Below are 17,297 nucleotides of genomic sequence, written 5' to 3'. Positions count from 1 at the left end.
GTCTGTAAAGGAAACAAGCCAATCTGCTGTCCCATATCCGACGTAATGGTTTTGGTCACGAGAGGAGGCTTTGATGACAGGAAACACTGCGCGGCACATGTGCCGCTCACAGTCTTGGTGGAAACGTTTTCTTGCGTCGGTCAATCTCAGTTTTCTGGTTGGGCTTTCCCTTCTTGTCATGAGCACCGCTGACAGCCGGGCAGATATCTTGTCGGGCCGTTACATCCTGCCACCCCAAGCCGTGGATACTCAGTTCTCCGTCAGGGTATTGGGTGGCCAACCTGTCAAAGGCCGGTTTGGTACGGTCAAAGGCGAAATGGTTTTAAACGCGCAACGGCCGGAATCCAGCCGTGTTCGCGTCACTGTCGACCTCCGAAGTGTTGAGACCAATAATGACCGGGTCACGGGTTTCCTAAAAAGCTCTGCAATGTTCAATGTGTCGGAGTTTCCGACAGCAGAGTTCGAGAGTTATTCAGTGCGTTTGATTGGCGAGACAACTGCACAGGTTGAAGGGTTTCTTACCCTACGAGGAACCCGGCAACGCACCTCTTTGGAGGTCGAGCTTCGACCGGCCGGAAACAGTCAGAACATCGCCGTTGAGGCCAATGGCGGTTTTTTCCGGAGCCTTTACGGCATGGACGCGGGGCTACCGATTTATGCCGACAAAGTGCGCTTGCAGATTAAGGGCACCGGGAAGAGAAGTTAGCGCTGGACCGGTTTGGCGGACTTCCATTCATAGATGACAAACTGCGGAACGCTGCTGTCGCCATTGTCATCAAAGCTGATGTCGCCCAGGATTGTCGGGAAAGCCTGTTCATCCATTACTTTTGTCACCGCCGCAAAGTCTGGTGCGCCGGCCGCTTCTACCGCTTCGGCCCAGGCTTCGACCGCAGCATAAGCGGCAAGCGCATAGCGCTCAGCAATTTCTTCGCGGCTTTCCAATGCCGCAATGACCTTGGCGACCGTTTGCAGGCTGCGAGGATCTAGCGGGTAAGAGAAAGTTGTGCCCTCACCTGCCTCGCCCGCAACGTCCCAGAAGGCTTGCGTCATCAGGGTATCGCCCCCAACCAGAACAGCTTCGACCCCAAGCCTCTGCATCTCCAGTTTGATCAAACCTGCTTCAGGATGATAACCGCCAATGAAAACGACCTCGGCGCCTTCCAAAGCCAAACGAGAGACGAGAATGCGGTAATCATTCAGGCCCGCGTCAAATCCCTCATAGAGCGTTTCGGTGACGCCATTTTGGTTGAGAACAATCCGCACAGCATCGGTCAGCCCTTTGCCATAGGCGGTCTTATCATGAAGCAGTGCGATGTCTTGTCCAGCAAATTCATCTGCAAGGTATTGCCCGAGAACACGTGGCTGTTCATCATCTCGTGGCGCCAAACGGTAGATGCCGGGTCCGGGCCGCTCGTCAGTGAATTTCGTCAGCGTTGTGGCCGGAGAGATCTGCACAATCCCGGCGTTTGAGTAGATCTCACTTGCCGGTATGGACGCGCTGAAACAAACGTGCCCCACCACCATCGACACTTCGCGGCCGATCAACTGGTTGGCAACCGCTTTGGCCTGGGTTTCGTCACAGCCATCATCGACGATGTCCAGCACCAGGGGTTCGCCCAGAACACCGCCTGCCATATTGATATCGACGACCGCTTGTTCGGCCCCAGCCCTGATTTGCTGACCCAAGTCCTCAAACTGGCCTTTCATGGGGCCGGCCACCGCGATATGGATCTCGGCAGCAGCGCTTAACGGCCAGCTGAAGAGGGTTATTGCCATCATGCCCGCCAAGCCATGGATAATCTTCATTCTATTCTCCAGATCCATCCCTTGAGCGGCGCCGTAGGAACCTTGGTCATATGAAATCAATCGAAAGTTCCGAAAATTGCAAGGCTCGATTGGGTTTGATAGGCACACGCAACGACATATAACAAGATAACGACCGGATGCCATATCCGGACCATGGAGCAATGACCGCATGGCGACTTCAACCGGGATAGATCCCGCCGCCCAAAGCCTGACACTCGACAGCCAGACGTTTCGCGAAGCGATGAGCCGCATCGCCACTGCTGTTCATATCGTCACAACCGACGGTGACGCCGGCAGGGCGGGCGGAACAGTGTCAGCCGCTTGTTCGGTCAGCGATGACCCTGCCAGCATCCTGATTTGCCTCAACCGGCAATCCCGCCTTCACACTGCCGTCCTGAAAAACCGCTGCTTCTGCCTCAACACCCTCTCAGATGATCATCAAGAAATGTCTGATGTATTTGCCGGCCGCGAAAGCGCGGATATGAGCGGACGATTTACGCATGGCTCCTGGACAAACCTGGCGACCGGTTGCCCTGCCCTCGACACGGCACGGCTCAGCATCGATTGCGAAATTTTTTCCGTGTCCGAAGTCGGCACACACTCGATTGTCGTTGGCACCGTCACAGATTTGCGTATGACGGATCCCGGAAAGTCTTTGATCTATGTGCGCAGGGGTTACAAAAGTCTCGACACCTGAGCCCGGTCGGCGCAAACTCAAAGCTCTGCCTTTATTGAGTTTTCGCTGAAAGATTTTTGATGACCGGTCCCAGAAACCTGATTACCGATGTGCCCGGCTTGAAGGTCGGAAATGCGTCCGACCCGGACCTGAAATCCGGCGCAACCGTACTTGTGCCCGATGAGCCTGCGGTTACTTCCGTGGCCATCCAGGGCGGTGCACCGGGAACCCGGGAAATTGCGCTTTTGGAGCCCGAGCAAACCGTCGAAAAAATCGATGCGATTGTCCTCGCCGGGGGATCGGCTTTCGGTCTTGATGCCGGTGCGGGTGTACAGGGACGGCTTGCAGAATTGGGCTATGGCTATCAAGTTGGCCCGGTCCGCGTGCCAATTGTGCCGACAGCGATCCTTTTTGACCTCCTGAACGGCGGCAACAAGAGCTGGGGTCAAATGGCACCTTACCGGGATCTTGGCCGCGCGGCGCTCGATTCCATCGGCCATGATTTTGTTCTTGGCTCCAATGGCGCCGGTATGGGCGCCACAACTGCAAACCTCAAAGGAGGCCTCGGATCGGCGTCTGTGGTCCTGGAGAATGGTGTCACCATTGGCGCGATTGTTGCCGTGAATGCGCTTGGCCGCGCAACCATGGGCGAAACCCCGCATTTTTGGGCAGCGCCCTTTGAGGTCGGTAACGAATTTGGCGGACGCGGCATAACGCCAACACTGCCAGCCGACTGCACCACGGTCCGCACGAAGCTGGACGCGCTCGAAGCGGGGGCCAACACGACCATTGCAGCCGTTGCCACCGATGCGATTTTGACGAAGGGCGAAGCCAAACGCCTTGCAGTCATGGCACATGACGGCTTGGCCCGCGCGCTTTGGCCGGCACACACACCGCTCGACGGCGACCTTGTGTTCGCTTTGTCGACGGGGCAGCGCAAGCTGGAAAACGGCCTGGAGGACATGGTGCAAATGGGCGCTGCAGCCGCATCGTGCCTCGCTAGGGCAATTGCGCGTGGGATCTATCATGCAACACCAGCGGATGGCGACACGCTGCCCACATGGCAAGAGCGTTTCGGGGGCTAAGACCGCCTCCCAGTTTTAAAAATCTAAGCCGAGGATTTGCACGTACGCAAGGCATGTGAAACACACCATAGGCTTTGCAATATGTCCCTGTCTTTTTCCAATCTTGTAAGAAAGACGATCTTCCTGTTTGCGCTGACGTTTCTTGTGTTTGCCGGTTTTACTGCGCCACCAGCGCAGGCTGCGAAACCGCTGGTTCTTGAGGAGTTTTTCCGCGGCAAGACCGTTGGCAAAGGCGTGTTTGAGAGCAAGTTTACTGGCGTATACCGGCCGTTCACGGTGTATCTGACCGGGACTTGGAACCCGAAGACCCAAATGTTCCGTCTGCGCGAAGACTTTGTTTATGACGACGGCGAGCGGGACACCAAGACCTGGTTCTTCGAAAAGGTTGGCGACGGCCGGTATGTCGGCCAAAGATCTGATGTGATCGCGCCAACCCTGGTTGAGACTGGTGCAGATGGAGCCTTGCGATTTTCTTACATCGCCGACGTTCCGCTGGAAAATGGTTCAATCCTATTGCGCTTTACCGATACCCTTACCCAGACCGATCGGCGGACTGTTCGCAACACTGCCGATGTCACGAAAGGTGGTTTCAAGGTCGGAACAGTCGATCTGACGTTCAAACGGTGAGGCCGGATTATCGTCCGCCTTTGTCTTGAAAGCTCCACGCAAGTTTGATTGAGTTCCCTAACGGTACATCTGGGGGAGCGCCATGATAAACTGTTTCAGCTTTCTACGTTTGGGGTCGCTGATTGCATTAGCGATGCTGGTACTTTTTCTCGTCCCAGCATCGCCCAACGCGATGGAGACCCGGCTTTCAGATGAACTTGAGGAGATCCTGCGCGAGCCTTTTACCGGAGACTTTGATGCGATTGCAGAACGCGGTTATCTCCGCGTTCTCGTGCCATTTTCTAAAACGTTTTATTTCATCGACAACGGCGTTCAGCGCGGGACCGCTGTCGATATGACAGCCGAACTTGGCAAATTTCTGGAAAAGAAACACGGAAAGAAAGTTCGAAGTGGCCAGCTAGTCATGATGCCGACACCACGCGACGCACTGTTCCAAGATCTCGCTGAAGGCCGGGGTGATATAGCGATTGGCAATCTCACGATCACGTCGGAACGCCAAAAACTAATTAACTTTACAACACCCATATTCAAAGGCGTTCGGGAAGTTCCTCTGACAACGACAGCCGGTCCCGATCTGCGTTCCCCGGACGCCCTATCCGGATTGGAGATCCACGTCCGACCGTCGTCCAGCTATCACGACAGCCTCCTCGCCTTGAACAAGAAGTTCGAAACAGACGGCAAAGCACCCGTCAAAATCGTCACCGCCGATGAAAAGCTGGAAGATGAGGACCTGATCGATCTGGTGAAAGCCGGCGGTATCGGCATGATCATTATTGATGAACATAAGGCAGATTTTTGGATGCAGATCGTGGATGGGTTGAAGATCCATCCGGACGCCGCCGTGCGGACAGATGCAGAGATCGCCTTTGCTGTCCGCCCGAAAGCACCTGATTTGCTCAAAGAGATGAACGCGTTTGCCAAGACCGTTGAAAAGGGGACGCTTCTTGGCAACATAATCCTCAAGCGGTACCTCAAGGAGACTAAATTCCTCAAAGACCTTAATGATGAGAACCGCCGGGAGCAATTCGACAAACTGGCCGCAGTCTTTGAAAAATATGGTCAGCAATTTGACATTGATTGGCTTCTGATCGCTGCACAGGCCTATCAGGAAAGCCAGTTCAAACAGTCCGCTCGAAGCAACGCCGGCGCTGTCGGTGTCATGCAGATCAAGCCGACGACTGCAGCTGGGAATCCGATCAATATCAAAGGAGTTGAGAAGGATGCCGATACGAATGTGCATGCCGGGGTAAAATACCTGCGCTACCTGGCGGATCAGTATTTTTCTGATCTGAAAGATGATCCGGCCAATCAGACCTTTTTTGCGCTTGCAGCTTACAATGCCGGACCGAGCCGATTCAAAAAGCTGCGAGCGGAAGCTGAAAAACAGGGCTACGACCCGAATTTGTGGTTCGGAAATGTCGAGTGGATCGTCGGCAAACACATCAGCCGGGAACCGGTGCGTTATGTCGGCAATATCTACAAGTATTACGTAGTGTTTACCCAGGAGCAGAAGCGGTATCAGAACTCTCCTGAGGCCCAGAAAAAGGGCGACTAGGCTCAAGTCTTCAGCGGTAAAGAGAGAGAGACCGGTGCGCAGGCAGCGCCACCGGTCTTGTCGTTTAGCAGACTGTTAGCAGCCACTGCATTGGCAGCGGATGGCCCTCAAATCATAACGCACCTCCGAGTTGTGCGGCCCTGCGGATCATCTTGGCACGTGCCTGTTCTGTTGAGCCCTGGATCGGCGCAAACCAGGAATAGTTCTTCATCTTCAAGCCGCAGAAATCGAGGATTTGCATCTTGGTTTGCTTCTTGATGCCCTGACCATAAATGAACTTAAAGTACCAATGCGGGGTATCTGAAGTGACGAGAACCTCAGACGTTCGGCCAGCCATCAATTTCTCCGGGAGTGCTTTGCCCGATACAAATTTATAAGCCTTACCCGGCAGCAGAATACGATCAATCAACCCTTTCAGTTTGGCTGGCATCCCTCCCCACCAGAGAGGGTGAGCCAAGACGAAATGGTCGCACCACTCAAGAGTGTCCCAAAATGTCTCAAGGTCTTCTTCCCACTCTTTTGTAGATGCTTCGGACGCTGATCCCAGATCCGGGTCAAAAGACAAGTCTGCCAGATGCACCATGCGCACGTCATGCCCGGACTTCTTGGCCGCATCTGCATAGGTTTGTGCAAGCGCACCGCAAAAACTGCCCTTTGCCGGATGGCCATCCAGCACGAGTATTTTCTTCGACATAATTGAAACTCCAAAACCGGTCGGTAAAACGCACCGGCTCTTAAAAATTGACCACGGTCATTAATTGCCGCAAGTATGGTACAAGGTCAAGCAATAAATTGACCGCGGTCATTTTCAGAAGATGTCATGGCGATAGAAACCAAATCCCGCAAGCCTCAAGCACGCACCGCCCTCACCCGCGCCCGGATCCTGGAGGCGGCAGCGCACCTGTCAAAAAAGAAGTCCTTGGAAGAGATGACCGCAGAAGCGATCGCTCGAGAGGCAGGTGTTGCCAAAGGGACCATATTCGCTCATTTCGGCGATATGGATGGCCTTCTCTCCTACCTGCTGTTGGGCGAGTTAGAGAAACTTCGGGAAGCCGCCGACAAAAACGACAAGCTTTCGGCTCAAGACTTGGCAGATCCGGTTGCTGCACTTGTCCACCGGATGATGGCGCTCATTGCGGTCATAACCGAGAGCCAGACCATGCTGCGCGTGTTTCTGGAAAACATCGGCGCAACCAAGGGCCACTGCGCTCCCGAATTTATCGAACAGCTCGATGCACTTGACGAGAAGTTGCTGCAGTTTTTGGGGTTTTGGCAATCGTCCGACGACATCAGTCCAAAGCTCCGATCAGATCGTTCACCACAAGAGATGCTCGACGGTTTGATCGCTTTTGTGATTCATGGAGCAATTATTTTCCGATCGCATCAGCTGACGGACCTAAAGGAGTTGCAATCCCGCCTCGAGCGGCACGTAGAGGCTTTTCTGGTCAGGCCTTGAAGGGTCTTACTCAGCCTCCGGCATTTCGCCGGGCCATGTCACGACGTGATTTTCGTATTCTTCCAGCTCCATTCCATCTTCGGACACGGTGCGGTTTTGAACGGATACCCCTGCCAAGTGTACGGTTTCCGGATCGCCGGACACCATCGGATGCCACCAGTAGAGATCCGCGCCTTCCCGAACGAGACGGTATCCGCAAGTCGGCGGAAGCCATGTCAGAGTGTTTACTTCAGATGGTGTGAGTTGAATGCAATCCGGAACGGTCGCGGCCCGGTTTTCGTAGTCCTTGCAGCGGCAGGACGTACCATCCAGAAGCGTGCAGGCAACATCGGTCCAGACAATATCGCCTGTATCCCAGTCCTCCAGTTTGTTGAGGCAACACCGGGCGCAGCCATCGCAGAGAGATTCCCATTCTGCGTCGGTCATCTCCTCAAGCGACTTGGTTTTCCAGAACGGAAGCCCGCCGTCCTTATCCACTGAATTGCCAGACCCCATTGGGTTGCTCTCTCCTGCGCGCCCTTGATTTGATCCGTGCGCCTATCACGCATACGGGCCTCCAGCAACAACGATGGGTCAGAAGCGCCCCGGCGATGCCAAATCAAATAAGATTTATCCCATTCCCGAAGCATTTCCGCCGTTGTCTTCAGTTTTCACTGTAGTAAAAACGGGTTACGTTGAAAAAGCTGTTGAAGCGCGGAGATTCTGCAAGCTTGGCATCCGATCCAGACACAAAAGAAGGCAATGCCCAGCCGCGGCCCGGTATCGGACAACGGATCCGGCGCTTTCTGCTTTCGATCGACTCCATGGTCGATACAGCTCTTTGGCGGTCCTGGTCGATTATCCGCCGAAGCTGGGAAGCCTATGACGGGTTCTTGCGCAGATTTCGCGCAAAAGGGATCTGGCGTGGGCTCTCCGAGGTCACATCCGATGGCCTGACCTACGGAACAATCGGTTTTGTTGTCGTTCTGGCCTTCGCACAACCGGCCATCGAAGCGACCCGCTATGCGGATTGGAAGACGACCGACGACTTTGCCGTCACCTTTCTCGACCGCTTCGGACAGGAAATCGGCCGGCGCGGCATCGTTTTGAACGACAGCGTGCCGCTGGAAGAAATCCCCGACTCCCTCGTTAAGGCGACCCTTGCCACAGAAGACCGCCGCTTCTTCATGCATTTCGGCATTGATTTTGTCGGCACGTTCCGGGCCATGGTGGAGAACGCCCGCGCTGGCGGGGTTGTCCAAGGCGGCTCAACGCTGACCCAGCAGCTTGCCAAAAACCTGTTCCTGTCCAACGAGCGCAGTCTCAGCCGCAAGATCAAGGAAGCCTATCTCGCGCTCTGGCTTGAGGCGAACCTGTCCAAACAGGAAATCCTCAAGCTTTATCTCGACCGCGCCTACATGGGTGGCGGTGTTTTCGGGGTGACCGCAGCGGCTGAGTTCTATTTCAACAAGAACGTTCGCGAGCTGACCCTGGCCGAAAGTGCCATGCTTGCCGGGCTCTACAAGGCCCCGACCAAATACGCGCCGCACATCAATTTGCCAGCTGCGCGTGCCCGGGCAAACGAAGTCCTGACCAACATGGTGCAGGCCGACCTTCTGACCGAAGGCCAGGTGATCGGCGCGAGGCGCAATCCGGCTCTTGCTGTCGACCGCTCTCAAGAGCAGTTGCCTGAATACTTCCTCGACTGGGCGCTGGATGAGGTCAAGAAACTGGCCCGGCGGAAACCGGCCATGGCCCGCGACCGGATCGTCACGGTCCGAACCACATTGGACCCTGCTCTACAACGTCAGGCTGACCAGGCGGTCGAGTCAGTCCTCAGGGAAAATGCCAAGCTGCGCGACGCCAACTCAGCTGCATTGGTGGCAATGGTTCCGGATGGCGCCGTGGTTGCGATGGTTGGCGGACGGTCTTACGGCGAGAGCCAATTCAACAGGGCCGTCAATGCCCTGCGCCAACCGGGCTCCTCCTTCAAACCGTTCGTCTACATGACCGCATTCATGAACGGCTTTTCATCGAGCTCCATTGTTCCTGACCGGCCGTTTTGTCTCGGCAACTGGTGCCCGCGCAACTACACCCGCAGCTACCGGGGTGCCGTTACCTTGAAGCTGGCACTGACGAAATCCATCAACACCATTCCGATCAGGCTCGCGCAGAATTTTGGCCGCGAAAAGATCATCGAAACCGCCTATGCTATGGGCCTGACGCACGAACTGGAAAACTCTGTTTCCCTGCCGATCGGCTCCTCAGAGGTCACGGTCATCGACATGGCCTCGTCCTATTCGGTCTTCGCCAACGGCGGATACAAGGCCAAGGGCTACGCGATCCTCGAAGTTACCAACAGCGACGGCGAAGTCCTCTATCAGCGAGAGGTTGATGAGCCGGAGCCCCAGAGAATATTCCCGGAAGAAAAAGTCCACGAGATGAACGACATCCTCGTCAATGTGGTCGAGGCTGGAACTGGCCGCCGGGCCCGGATTGACGGTGTCGTCGCGGCCGGAAAAACCGGTACCACAAACGCTTATCGCGACGCCTGGTTCGTCGGCTACACGGGCAATTTCACCGGTGCTGTCTGGTTTGGGAACGACGATTTCACGTCCACCCGGCGCGTAACCGGGGGCAGTCTCCCTGCCATGGCATGGCAACGGTTCATGGCATATGCGCACAACGGGATTGAGCTTGTGGCTATGCCCGGCGTTGAAGCCGACACGCTGCCACGCCTTGCCCGGCCGGCGCGTCCGCTGGTTGCCGCAGCCGACGCAGTGGCTGTCCAGCCAAGGGTCCTCAGCCGGAGGACACAGCAGCTTCTGCTTGATATCGGGTCGGATTTGCGTGATCTCACTCAGTCCCGCGACCAGGCGGCAATGCCCGACGATGGCGATACCGAATATGCGGCCGCGCAATGAAGCAACAGAGTATGCGACACGCTACAGGCCATGTTGAAAGCGGTTGGCACAAGGAACTCCTTCCGCGCGCCATTCGGCCAGAGCGGCCACACCCGCTCAGAACCCTGGTCTTCCTCACCTCAATTATCATTCTCAGTGCGTTGATCGGGGTCAGTTCGGCTTACGTTCTGATCGAACGCGAAGAACCGCTTGATTCAATTTCGGTCGGTGCGTGGAAAGCATATCCCACAGCTGGCACTCCGGACGCCGACCCCTATTCTGTGGCTATTTACACCCGGGGCGGCTACATCCCACTGGCTTCTGGTGAAGGCTTGTCACTGACAGCCCGAACAGACAGCAGCGGACAAGCGCTCGACCCGGCCTGCAGCTACCGCATCACCGGACGCACGCCGACCGCACGGCTGTGGACCCTGACGGCTGTTGATGGACATGGCCGGCTTCAGCAAACGATGCCGGGACGCAATCATCTGGACAGCCAGAACCTTCTGCGGCGCGGCGATGGCTCGTTTGATATCACTGCAAGTGCACAGATCAAATCGGGCAACTGGCTCCCCCTGCCCACCAACCCAGCGCCGGGCAGCGGGCTTCGTTTTGTCCTGCGGCTCTATGATGCCCCAGTTACCACCGGGGCAGCGCTCGACGGTGTGAGCGTTCCGGACATCGACAGGATCAGCTGCCCATGACCCTGTCGCCCCGCTTTACCCTGACCGCCGGCGCACTCGCCGTGCTTTGCCTCGCAGCGATCATTCACATCCTGGTGGTGCTCACCATCCCGCAGAATGTGCAGCACAGCGCTTACGATGATGCTCTCACCTACGGCCCTGACAGGCAGTTCAACCTGTTGCCGGATGTTAGACCCGGGGAAGAAGCCTTGCCCGGTCTCGATCCGGCCATGAAACATGCGATTTGCCGGTTCCAGCTATCGGCCGGCCCGGTCTTTTTCGATGCGGGAATTCCGGCATCCTTCTGGTCTATCGGGGTGTTCAATCAGGCAGGCGAGACGGTCTACAGCCTCAACAACCGTACGGCTGGCGCTGACAGACTGTCCATGCTGCTGATCACATCGGAACAGCTGTCCATCCTGCGCCAGAACCCGCCAGCCAACCTGGAAAACCTGATTGTCATTGAAACGGAAACGATCAGCGGCATTGCCCTTCTGCGAGCCTATGTTTCACATCCAACGAGCGCAGAGGCCATCGAGAACGCCATGAGCATCGCAAGCTGCGACGTTCTCGGCTGATCAAGTTGGAACGGTCAGTAGCCCCGGGCATACTCGGCGGCAAACTGCATACAAAACAAACGCCAAGCCGGGCTACTTTTGCGGCGGCGGGCGTTCATTGCCCCAACCCTTGTAAATCCGTGACCGGCGAACCGGTTCTTCAGTGCCGTACCGATTTTCGGTCTGGCACTCGGACTCAGCCAGAAGCACCTGTCCTTGAAGCTCCCGGATTGCGGTATTCACCTTCCACTGGCGATCCCGGCTCGGCGTTTCAATTTCAAGAGCGTCCAGAGCGTTTTTGTAGGCCGTGATACGGTAACGCAGGGCCTGGCCCACCCACTTGATCATGACCCTGTTTTCCCAAACCCGGGCCTTTGCACCTTCATACATCTCTTCCGTTGTGAGCGGCTTATTCTTAAGGACACGCAAGCGCTCATCATCCGCCTCCCGCACTCTCAGAGCGACCTCACAAAACGGCATCACCAGATCCGCATCACCGGTGGCATCAGACGCGATCTTGTCAAACCTGGCATCTGAAGACCGGAACCTGTCTGACCGGAGATAGTGATAATAAAGATCAGGCGGGATGCGCCCTTCCGTCTCGGGGATGACACGGGTTCGGGCGAGTTCTGCCATAGTGCCGCCGATCCAGTCTTTCGTCCAAGGCGGACGGATCAGGGTCCAGCCACGGTCCCGCAGCAGCTTCTCATCATTTGTGTAGTTGAATTTGGAGACAGGGTCTTCGCGCATACGCGCTGCGCCTTCGCCGATCGCCGGCATGACACTGTCGTGAATGACCGACGGCCTTGCACGGTCGAAATCACCTGTTGGCCGAACACAGCCGGCCAGAAGCAACGCCAGTATGGAAACTGTTACGCCTGACCTCGCCAGTGCGGGAACAGAGACGCGGCAGCACCCTTGTGCATGCACATGTCTTTTCCCAACCGCGTTCCTCGTGCCCATGGGGCGTTTCTCCAAACCGCATGCGTGATGCTTGTTGCCTGCAGCTGGAGGGGCTCGAACCGTCAGTCCTTGTCGGACCCAGCAGGTCCAGCGGCTTTCCCGATGGTCGCGATTCGTGCGGCAAGATCAAGGTCGTGGTGCTCGTAACGGATACCTGGGAAGAGGATAACTTTCCCAAACTCTTCCGGGTTTGTCGAACGTGGCGGTGTTGAACGGGGGTCAACGCGCGCTGCCGGGCGAGGTGCGGAAGCGAAATCTAACAAAGTTCCCATCGTTTCCTCCTTCGGTTTTGGTTCCCGCTGGAGCGATGGGCAGCGGAAACGGTCAACGGGCGACGCAATACTACCTGCAACTCAATTAAGACGGTGTTCAGGTTAACAAGATGCTAACGGTTTTGGTCCAATTTGAAGGAACGGTCGTGGACTTATCCGCCGTTAATTAGTGTTTTTAGTCAGGTGGGTCAGCCCACAAGAAAACGGTTCGAACCAGCTGTGCAGACCATCAATTCAACGATCAGAAAACCCTCCTCTCAGCCATCTGACAGCGGGATCTTGCACTCCGCAGTCGAACTCTTCACTGGCAGAACGGGACATAGCACTGAAGAAAAACGTGTTTTTCTGGAGCTGGCGAGAAACCTGTTGCCTGCAACATCCGTTCGTGACCGGCGCCAGATCGCGAACATGCTGGTAGCTTATCCGGAAGCACCGGACGCGCTCATCGACCTTCTCGCCAAAGACAAAGACGATCTCACCGCCTTCCCCATCTTGCGGCACAGCACCAACGTTTCTGTGGATCTGCTTGTGGAGATCGTTAGGGTAGGCTCCGAAGCTGCCCGCAAGGCACTCGCCGGACGGCCTTACTTGCAGCGCCCGATTCTGGCCGCACTGTGCGAGACGGCCGATGCTCAGACCATCAAGCTGCTGATCGACCGGGAAGACCTGATACTTGACCAACACTTGAATGAGCGTTTGAGCAAGCGGACCGACCTCATTGCCGAGCTCGGTGAAGAGCTCTCCAAACATCAGGCCTTGAACACGGAAAATCTAATCAGTCAGTTTCTTGTATTGCCTGCCTCGTTGCGGGCAAAGGCGATTGCTGCAGCTGAAACCATGAGCGTGATCAGGTCCGCACAGGCGCCAGCCCATCCAAGCATTCCGGCCCTAGACACGGCCCGCCTCCGACTTCATGGCGCACTCTTGAAGGCAGCGCTGCTTCAAAAACGAAACCGCTTTACAGATAGCCTCGGTCAAGGCCTCAGCTTGCCAAGCTCGGTCAGTGACAGGCTTTTGCAAAAAGGCCAGGGCGAGGCTCTTGTCATTGCTCTGAAATCCCTGGGCCTCGACAGACCTAGGACGACAACGATCCTTGTCCGTTTGCTCGGTGAGCACTTGGCCGTTGAAGAAATCCGGAAGCTCTTGTTCCTGCATCGTAATCTCAGCACAGGTGCTGCAAATGTGCTGACCAGTTCTTGGACACTTTTTGGCACTTCCGCGAACACGGCAGAATTCGACGGCACCGGAGAAAAAACTCCACGGCACGTTGGACAATTCGAGGACGCAAGCCGGCCATCCAGAGATGCCCGATCTCACCGCATCAGCAGCGGAACGACAAGCGCGCAGCGTGTACGCCGGGGGATCGGCTAATTCGGGCTAAGCAGCTCTAAAGCCGGAAGAAATCGTCGGCAGGGTTTCGCGGATGCAAAGGTTCTGCGGTCGGCAATTCCACGTTTCCCGCCTCGGCCTCGATATCGACGACCCAGAAGTCCGGATCCATTCGGGCTTCGCTTTCCAGCCGTTTATCGACAGCCTCTCGCGCGGCCGCCTCCAAGGTCTTTTCAAACAACCGGCCGCCGTCGCCTTGTCCGGCATCATTATCGAAAAACGCCTGCGGTGCTGGCGAATAAAAGTCGAAAGTCCCGTCAAGCCGGTCGACAACAATCAAAATCGCACCGGCTTCCGCATTGCCTTTCCGGGTAACGGCAGCAAATCCATTTTCAGAAAAAATCCGGCGCACCAGCGCACTGACGAAAAGCTCAGACGTGACGCGCATCCAACCCTCCCTCACTGACCACATCCGCTACTGAAAACGCAAAGTGCCTATCCATCAAAGCGTTGACCGCTGACCATTTCGAGACGTTCGAGCGTTTGGGGATTGGCCTCACCCGTGATCGGCAGACCACGATCGAGTTCAAACCGCTTCAAAGCCGCCGCTGTATTGGTGCCCATCAGTCCATCAACCGTCAACGGACCGTAGCCCAGTTCCGACAACGCATATTGTATCTTCTTCAATCGCGGATCGGAATCGACCCCTGTTGCCGCCTCTTCCTGCGTGTTCTGCCGCGGCGTGCCAGAGGTAACCGGTTTCGCTCTGGGTACCGGTGGGGCAGTAAGCGCAGCCGGATCGGTTCCATGAAGCCAGATCAGAGCGAGAAGGCTCTCGCTTGCTTCACCGGTTTCGACCCGTCCGGCTTTTCGTTCAAATGCGCGAATTGCACGTTCTGTGGCGGGTCCATTGATGCCGTCCAATGGACCTTCGTAAAGATCCGCCTTGCGCAGAGAAATCTGCAGATCGAGGACCAGCGTCGAAATTTCCTGAACAGTGACACCGCCGTCCGCCTCTGCCAGAGGCTCAGGCGCGGTATCCGGCCAGTCGCGCGTTGTGTAGTAGGGGGCAGGATGGCGGCCCGGCTGCAGCCCGAGTGCATTTGCAACGATCAAACAGGCGGTCAAGCCCATGACAACCGTCCCGCCAGCGGCGACGGGATTGTCCCGGGCGACATTGCCGGCCCGGCTCATCATGTTTTCCGGTGGCTCCGGCTTTTTGTTTTGTTTTTTTCGTTTTGCCATGCCCTGCCTATGCCGACTTCGCTCGTGCTGTCTGCGCTGGGATGCTCTCAGAGGAAACGTCCGGTGTGAACTCCGGCAATTGTTCAATGTTATCCAGGATCTCTACCGGTGCACCGCCGCCAGTTTCCGACGTCACAGGATCAATCGCCACAAGGACTGGCTGTGTTTCACATTGATCACGTGCGCCTGCCCGGAACGCCTGTGCGGGGATCAGTCTGACCGTCATCGCTGTAAAGTTCGGCGCGCCGTTTTCTTCCATGTGTTCGTGAAACCTACGAATCCTAAGAACCAGTTCGGAGGCAAGGCCATCATGCCGGGCTTCAGAAAGCCGGGTCAAGTAAGCGGGCCGATCGGTGACATGAAGCCGCGTAAAGATCCAGTCGGGGCCGTTGGAGGCAAATGCGGGTCCGAAAAGCCGGCGCGCAGGACCGCCCAAAAGACGCAGTTCTCCATTCGACTGCACTTCGCAAACGACACCCGACACAGCCTGCCCCATCGTTTGGAAATCTTCGGTCGCATTTTTGATGAGCGTCTTGGTCCGGCTCCGGTCTGAAATCAACCGACAAGAGAGCAGCCCTGCATAAAGGACCGCTGCCAACGTCGCGACAGGATCAAGCGCCGCGGGCAATCCGAACGCAATTGGGCCGCCGGCGGGCAAGAAAAACAGACCGGCATAAACCGCTGCGCAAAACCCGGTGGTGATCACCGCGGTACGTCTTTGACCAGCAAAAGCAGCTTCAAGGCAGGGAATTAGCAACCAGATGACAGCAAAGGACTGAGCTCCGCCGGTCAATGCGCAAATCACGCCCGTGAAGACCGCAAACAGAACCGAAGAGATGGTTATGGCGCGTTCCAGATTACCGGATCGGGAAAGGTACAACGCCAATGGCCATTGGCCCAACATCCAGGCCAACATCAATACCGCTGCGGAGTGCGGTGCGCCCGCCAAGGCAAGATGCAGCGGCAACACGAAAAGTGCGACCGCACCAGAAAAAAAGCAGCCAACCAGGAATGATCTGTGCAGTGGCCCGGTCAAAGGATCCGAAACAGCGTCAGGGTGAATCATCCCGTCAATGCGGCTCGCCCAAGTCGTCCAGACGTTTTGCAGATATTTCAGATGGTTACTCACAATACACTACCGATACGCGCGCGAGAATCGAGCCTCGCCAACCTGTTGGTGTTATTTTCGCCCGCACCGCTTAAGGAACGTTAAAGGATAAATCTCTTTTCTATTGAAATTACCCTTTTCTCAGTGTTTTCAGTCGCTTGCTCGAGATTCATTCAAATTTGAATCAAATCCTCAGAAAATTCGACTTAAATGCATGTTTTATTTTATGAAAATTGCATCCGTCAGCTCAACCGGGTGTTCTGAAGTCAGTGCTACAACGGTTTCATAACGAGTGCGCCACAAACAAAACCGGCGCACCTGACATGTAAAGAACTATGGGTAGCAGCAATGTTCTTTCTCTTGAGAACCGCCTTCTGGCTGACTTTGGTTTTGGTCCTCATCCCGATCGGGTCTGAGACCGAAAGCACTCCAGTAGAACCAATCAATCCGGTCTCGGCATTTATCGCCGCGCAGGCAACCATGTCTGATATTGGCGGATTTTGTGACCGCAATCCGCAAGCATGCGAAACCGGCGGAAGTGCACTCACAGCGATCGGCAGCCGCGCTCGTGACGGCGCCCGGATCGTCTATGAGTATCTGGACACACAAATCGCTGACACTGATCCGTCCGAAACGGTGATCACCGGGTCTACAAACGTCCAGCCGACATCTGATCAATCCAGCACCGCTGGTGCACAGCCTGTCGATGGTGTGACCGAAACCACTCAGGTCGAGGAATCAGACATTGGGCCAACGCCTAGGCCCAAACCCCGCTCAGGTCAGAAGACCTGAGTTAAAACCGTTCCCAGATCCTGAGACTTTCAGGACCAAATGAACGGTTGATTGCGCCCCGCGAAGGCAATGCAAATCCGTTGCATTGCATCAGACGGCTTCACTTCAGCGGTTTTTCCGCTACGCCGCAGACGGACAGCTGCCCATTTCGTCTGCGGCGTTTCTTTGTTTTCACGCGCTCACAAACATCCAAACCCAATAAAACCCCGGCGCCAGGATAGGCAGATTGGGTTCTGCGAGCTATATGGAGCTCAAAGCGAT

19 protein-coding genes are annotated in these 17,297 nt (G+C 56.0%); 11 read left to right on the top strand and 8 right to left on the bottom strand.

What is annotated here, in order from left to right; translation table 11 throughout:
* Nucleotides 1–73: 73 nt before the first annotated feature.
* Nucleotides 74–706: a YceI family protein gene (locus SADFL11_RS01815; RefSeq protein WP_008191474.1), complete on the top strand. Its 633-nt coding sequence runs from the start codon at nt 74–76 to the stop codon at nt 704–706.
* Here SADFL11_RS01815 and SADFL11_RS01810 read toward each other — a convergent pair.
* On the bottom strand, nt 703–1,806 hold the full coding sequence (locus tag SADFL11_RS01810) for a branched-chain amino acid ABC transporter substrate-binding protein (RefSeq protein ID WP_008194193.1): 1,104 nt from the start codon (nt 1,804–1,806) through the stop codon (nt 703–705). The two genes, SADFL11_RS01815 and SADFL11_RS01810, sit on opposite strands and share 4 nt — an antisense overlap.
* A gap of 169 nt (nt 1,807–1,975) precedes the next feature.
* Between SADFL11_RS01810 and SADFL11_RS01805 the strand changes: the two genes are divergently transcribed.
* The 4 genes from SADFL11_RS01805 to SADFL11_RS01790 all read left to right on the top strand — a co-directional run bounded on the left by SADFL11_RS01805 (nt 1,976) and on the right by SADFL11_RS01790 (nt 5,749).
* Nucleotides 1,976–2,503, top strand: a complete 528-nt coding sequence (locus SADFL11_RS01805; RefSeq protein WP_008191787.1) for a flavin reductase — start codon at nt 1,976–1,978, stop codon at nt 2,501–2,503.
* A 59-nt stretch (nt 2,504–2,562) separates the two neighbouring features.
* Nucleotides 2,563–3,567, top strand: a complete 1,005-nt coding sequence (locus SADFL11_RS01800; RefSeq protein ID WP_040450778.1) for a P1 family peptidase — start codon at nt 2,563–2,565, stop codon at nt 3,565–3,567.
* Between the two features lie 81 nt (nt 3,568–3,648).
* Nucleotides 3,649–4,194: a DUF3833 family protein gene (locus SADFL11_RS01795; RefSeq protein WP_008188963.1), complete on the top strand. Its 546-nt coding sequence runs from the start codon at nt 3,649–3,651 to the stop codon at nt 4,192–4,194.
* 82 nt (nt 4,195–4,276) lie between these two features.
* The gene (locus SADFL11_RS01790) at nt 4,277–5,749 is read left to right on the top strand and encodes an MltF family protein (protein WP_081450473.1); all 1,473 of its coding nucleotides are present in this window, start codon (nt 4,277–4,279) and stop codon (nt 5,747–5,749) included.
* 112 nt (nt 5,750–5,861) lie between these two features.
* On the opposite strand, the gene SADFL11_RS01785 is transcribed toward SADFL11_RS01790, so the two are convergent.
* Nucleotides 5,862–6,443 carry an NAD(P)H-dependent oxidoreductase gene (locus SADFL11_RS01785; RefSeq protein ID WP_008189049.1) on the bottom strand — a complete coding sequence of 194 codons (582 nt, stop codon included), beginning with the start codon at nt 6,441–6,443 and terminating at the stop codon, nt 5,862–5,864.
* 126 nt (nt 6,444–6,569) lie between these two features.
* Here SADFL11_RS01785 and SADFL11_RS01780 point away from each other — a divergent pair, with 126 nt between their 5' ends.
* Nucleotides 6,570–7,205 carry a TetR/AcrR family transcriptional regulator gene (locus SADFL11_RS01780; RefSeq protein ID WP_008194875.1) on the top strand — a complete coding sequence of 212 codons (636 nt, stop codon included), beginning with the start codon at nt 6,570–6,572 and terminating at the stop codon, nt 7,203–7,205.
* A 6-nt stretch (nt 7,206–7,211) separates the two neighbouring features.
* On the opposite strand, the gene SADFL11_RS01775 is transcribed toward SADFL11_RS01780, so the two are convergent.
* Nucleotides 7,212–7,700 (bottom strand): YcgN family cysteine cluster protein, encoded by a 489-nt coding sequence (locus tag SADFL11_RS01775; RefSeq protein ID WP_008192515.1) that lies wholly within the window; start codon nt 7,698–7,700, stop codon nt 7,212–7,214.
* A 308-nt stretch (nt 7,701–8,008) separates the two neighbouring features.
* On the opposite strand from SADFL11_RS01775, the gene SADFL11_RS01770 reads away from it, so the two are divergent.
* Genes SADFL11_RS01770 through SADFL11_RS01760 form a run of 3 tightly spaced genes read left to right on the top strand, consistent with a single transcriptional unit; the run spans nt 8,009 to nt 11,348 of the window.
* Nucleotides 8,009–10,108, top strand: a complete 2,100-nt coding sequence (locus SADFL11_RS01770; RefSeq protein ID WP_008192534.1) for a transglycosylase domain-containing protein — start codon at nt 8,009–8,011, stop codon at nt 10,106–10,108.
* 11 nt (nt 10,109–10,119) lie between these two features.
* Nucleotides 10,120–10,791 (top strand): DUF1214 domain-containing protein, encoded by a 672-nt coding sequence (locus SADFL11_RS01765; RefSeq protein WP_008188628.1) that lies wholly within the window; start codon nt 10,120–10,122, stop codon nt 10,789–10,791.
* Entirely contained in the window at nt 10,788–11,348 is a 561-nt protein-coding gene (locus SADFL11_RS01760) for a DUF1254 domain-containing protein (RefSeq protein WP_040450780.1), read from the top strand. The genes SADFL11_RS01765 and SADFL11_RS01760 overlap by 4 nt, the downstream gene beginning before the upstream one ends.
* Nucleotides 11,349–11,420: 72 nt before the next feature.
* Here SADFL11_RS01760 and SADFL11_RS01755 read toward each other — a convergent pair whose 3' ends face one another.
* Entirely contained in the window at nt 11,421–12,290 is an 870-nt protein-coding gene (locus SADFL11_RS01755) for a hypothetical protein (RefSeq protein WP_209002714.1), read from the bottom strand.
* 62 nt (nt 12,291–12,352) lie between these two features.
* Complete coding sequence (locus SADFL11_RS01750; RefSeq protein WP_081450474.1) at nt 12,353–12,562, bottom strand: hypothetical protein; 210 nt, start codon at nt 12,560–12,562, stop codon at nt 12,353–12,355.
* A 366-nt stretch (nt 12,563–12,928) separates the two neighbouring features.
* Between SADFL11_RS01750 and SADFL11_RS01745 the strand changes: the two genes are divergently transcribed.
* Nucleotides 12,929–13,933 carry a DUF2336 domain-containing protein gene (locus SADFL11_RS01745; protein ID WP_134852868.1) on the top strand — a complete coding sequence of 335 codons (1,005 nt, stop codon included), beginning with the start codon at nt 12,929–12,931 and terminating at the stop codon, nt 13,931–13,933.
* Between the two features lie 16 nt (nt 13,934–13,949).
* On the opposite strand, the gene SADFL11_RS01740 is transcribed toward SADFL11_RS01745, so the two are convergent.
* From SADFL11_RS01740 to SADFL11_RS01730, 3 genes are read right to left on the bottom strand one after another with little or no spacing between them, the layout of a single operon-like run.
* Nucleotides 13,950–14,339 carry a DUF1491 family protein gene (locus SADFL11_RS01740; protein WP_008196738.1) on the bottom strand — a complete coding sequence of 130 codons (390 nt, stop codon included), beginning with the start codon at nt 14,337–14,339 and terminating at the stop codon, nt 13,950–13,952.
* A 47-nt stretch (nt 14,340–14,386) separates the two neighbouring features.
* Nucleotides 14,387–15,085 carry a peptidoglycan-binding domain-containing protein gene (locus tag SADFL11_RS01735; RefSeq protein ID WP_209002712.1) on the bottom strand — a complete coding sequence of 233 codons (699 nt, stop codon included), beginning with the start codon at nt 15,083–15,085 and terminating at the stop codon, nt 14,387–14,389.
* A gap of 58 nt (nt 15,086–15,143) precedes the next feature.
* Nucleotides 15,144–16,265, bottom strand: coding sequence for a hypothetical protein (locus tag SADFL11_RS01730; protein ID WP_134852867.1), 1,122 nt, complete (start codon nt 16,263–16,265; stop codon nt 15,144–15,146).
* 327 nt (nt 16,266–16,592) lie between these two features.
* Here SADFL11_RS01730 and SADFL11_RS01725 point away from each other — a divergent pair, with 327 nt between their 5' ends.
* Nucleotides 16,593–17,036: a DUF5330 domain-containing protein gene (locus tag SADFL11_RS01725; RefSeq protein WP_008196884.1), complete on the top strand. Its 444-nt coding sequence runs from the start codon at nt 16,593–16,595 to the stop codon at nt 17,034–17,036.
* Nucleotides 17,037–17,297 lie beyond the last annotated feature (261 nt).

The sequence above is a fragment of the Roseibium alexandrii DFL-11 genome, from assembly GCF_000158095.2.
GTDB classification, from domain to species: domain Bacteria; phylum Pseudomonadota; class Alphaproteobacteria; order Rhizobiales; family Stappiaceae; genus Roseibium; species Roseibium alexandrii.
This window is presented reverse-complemented; position numbering and strand designations above follow the sequence as displayed.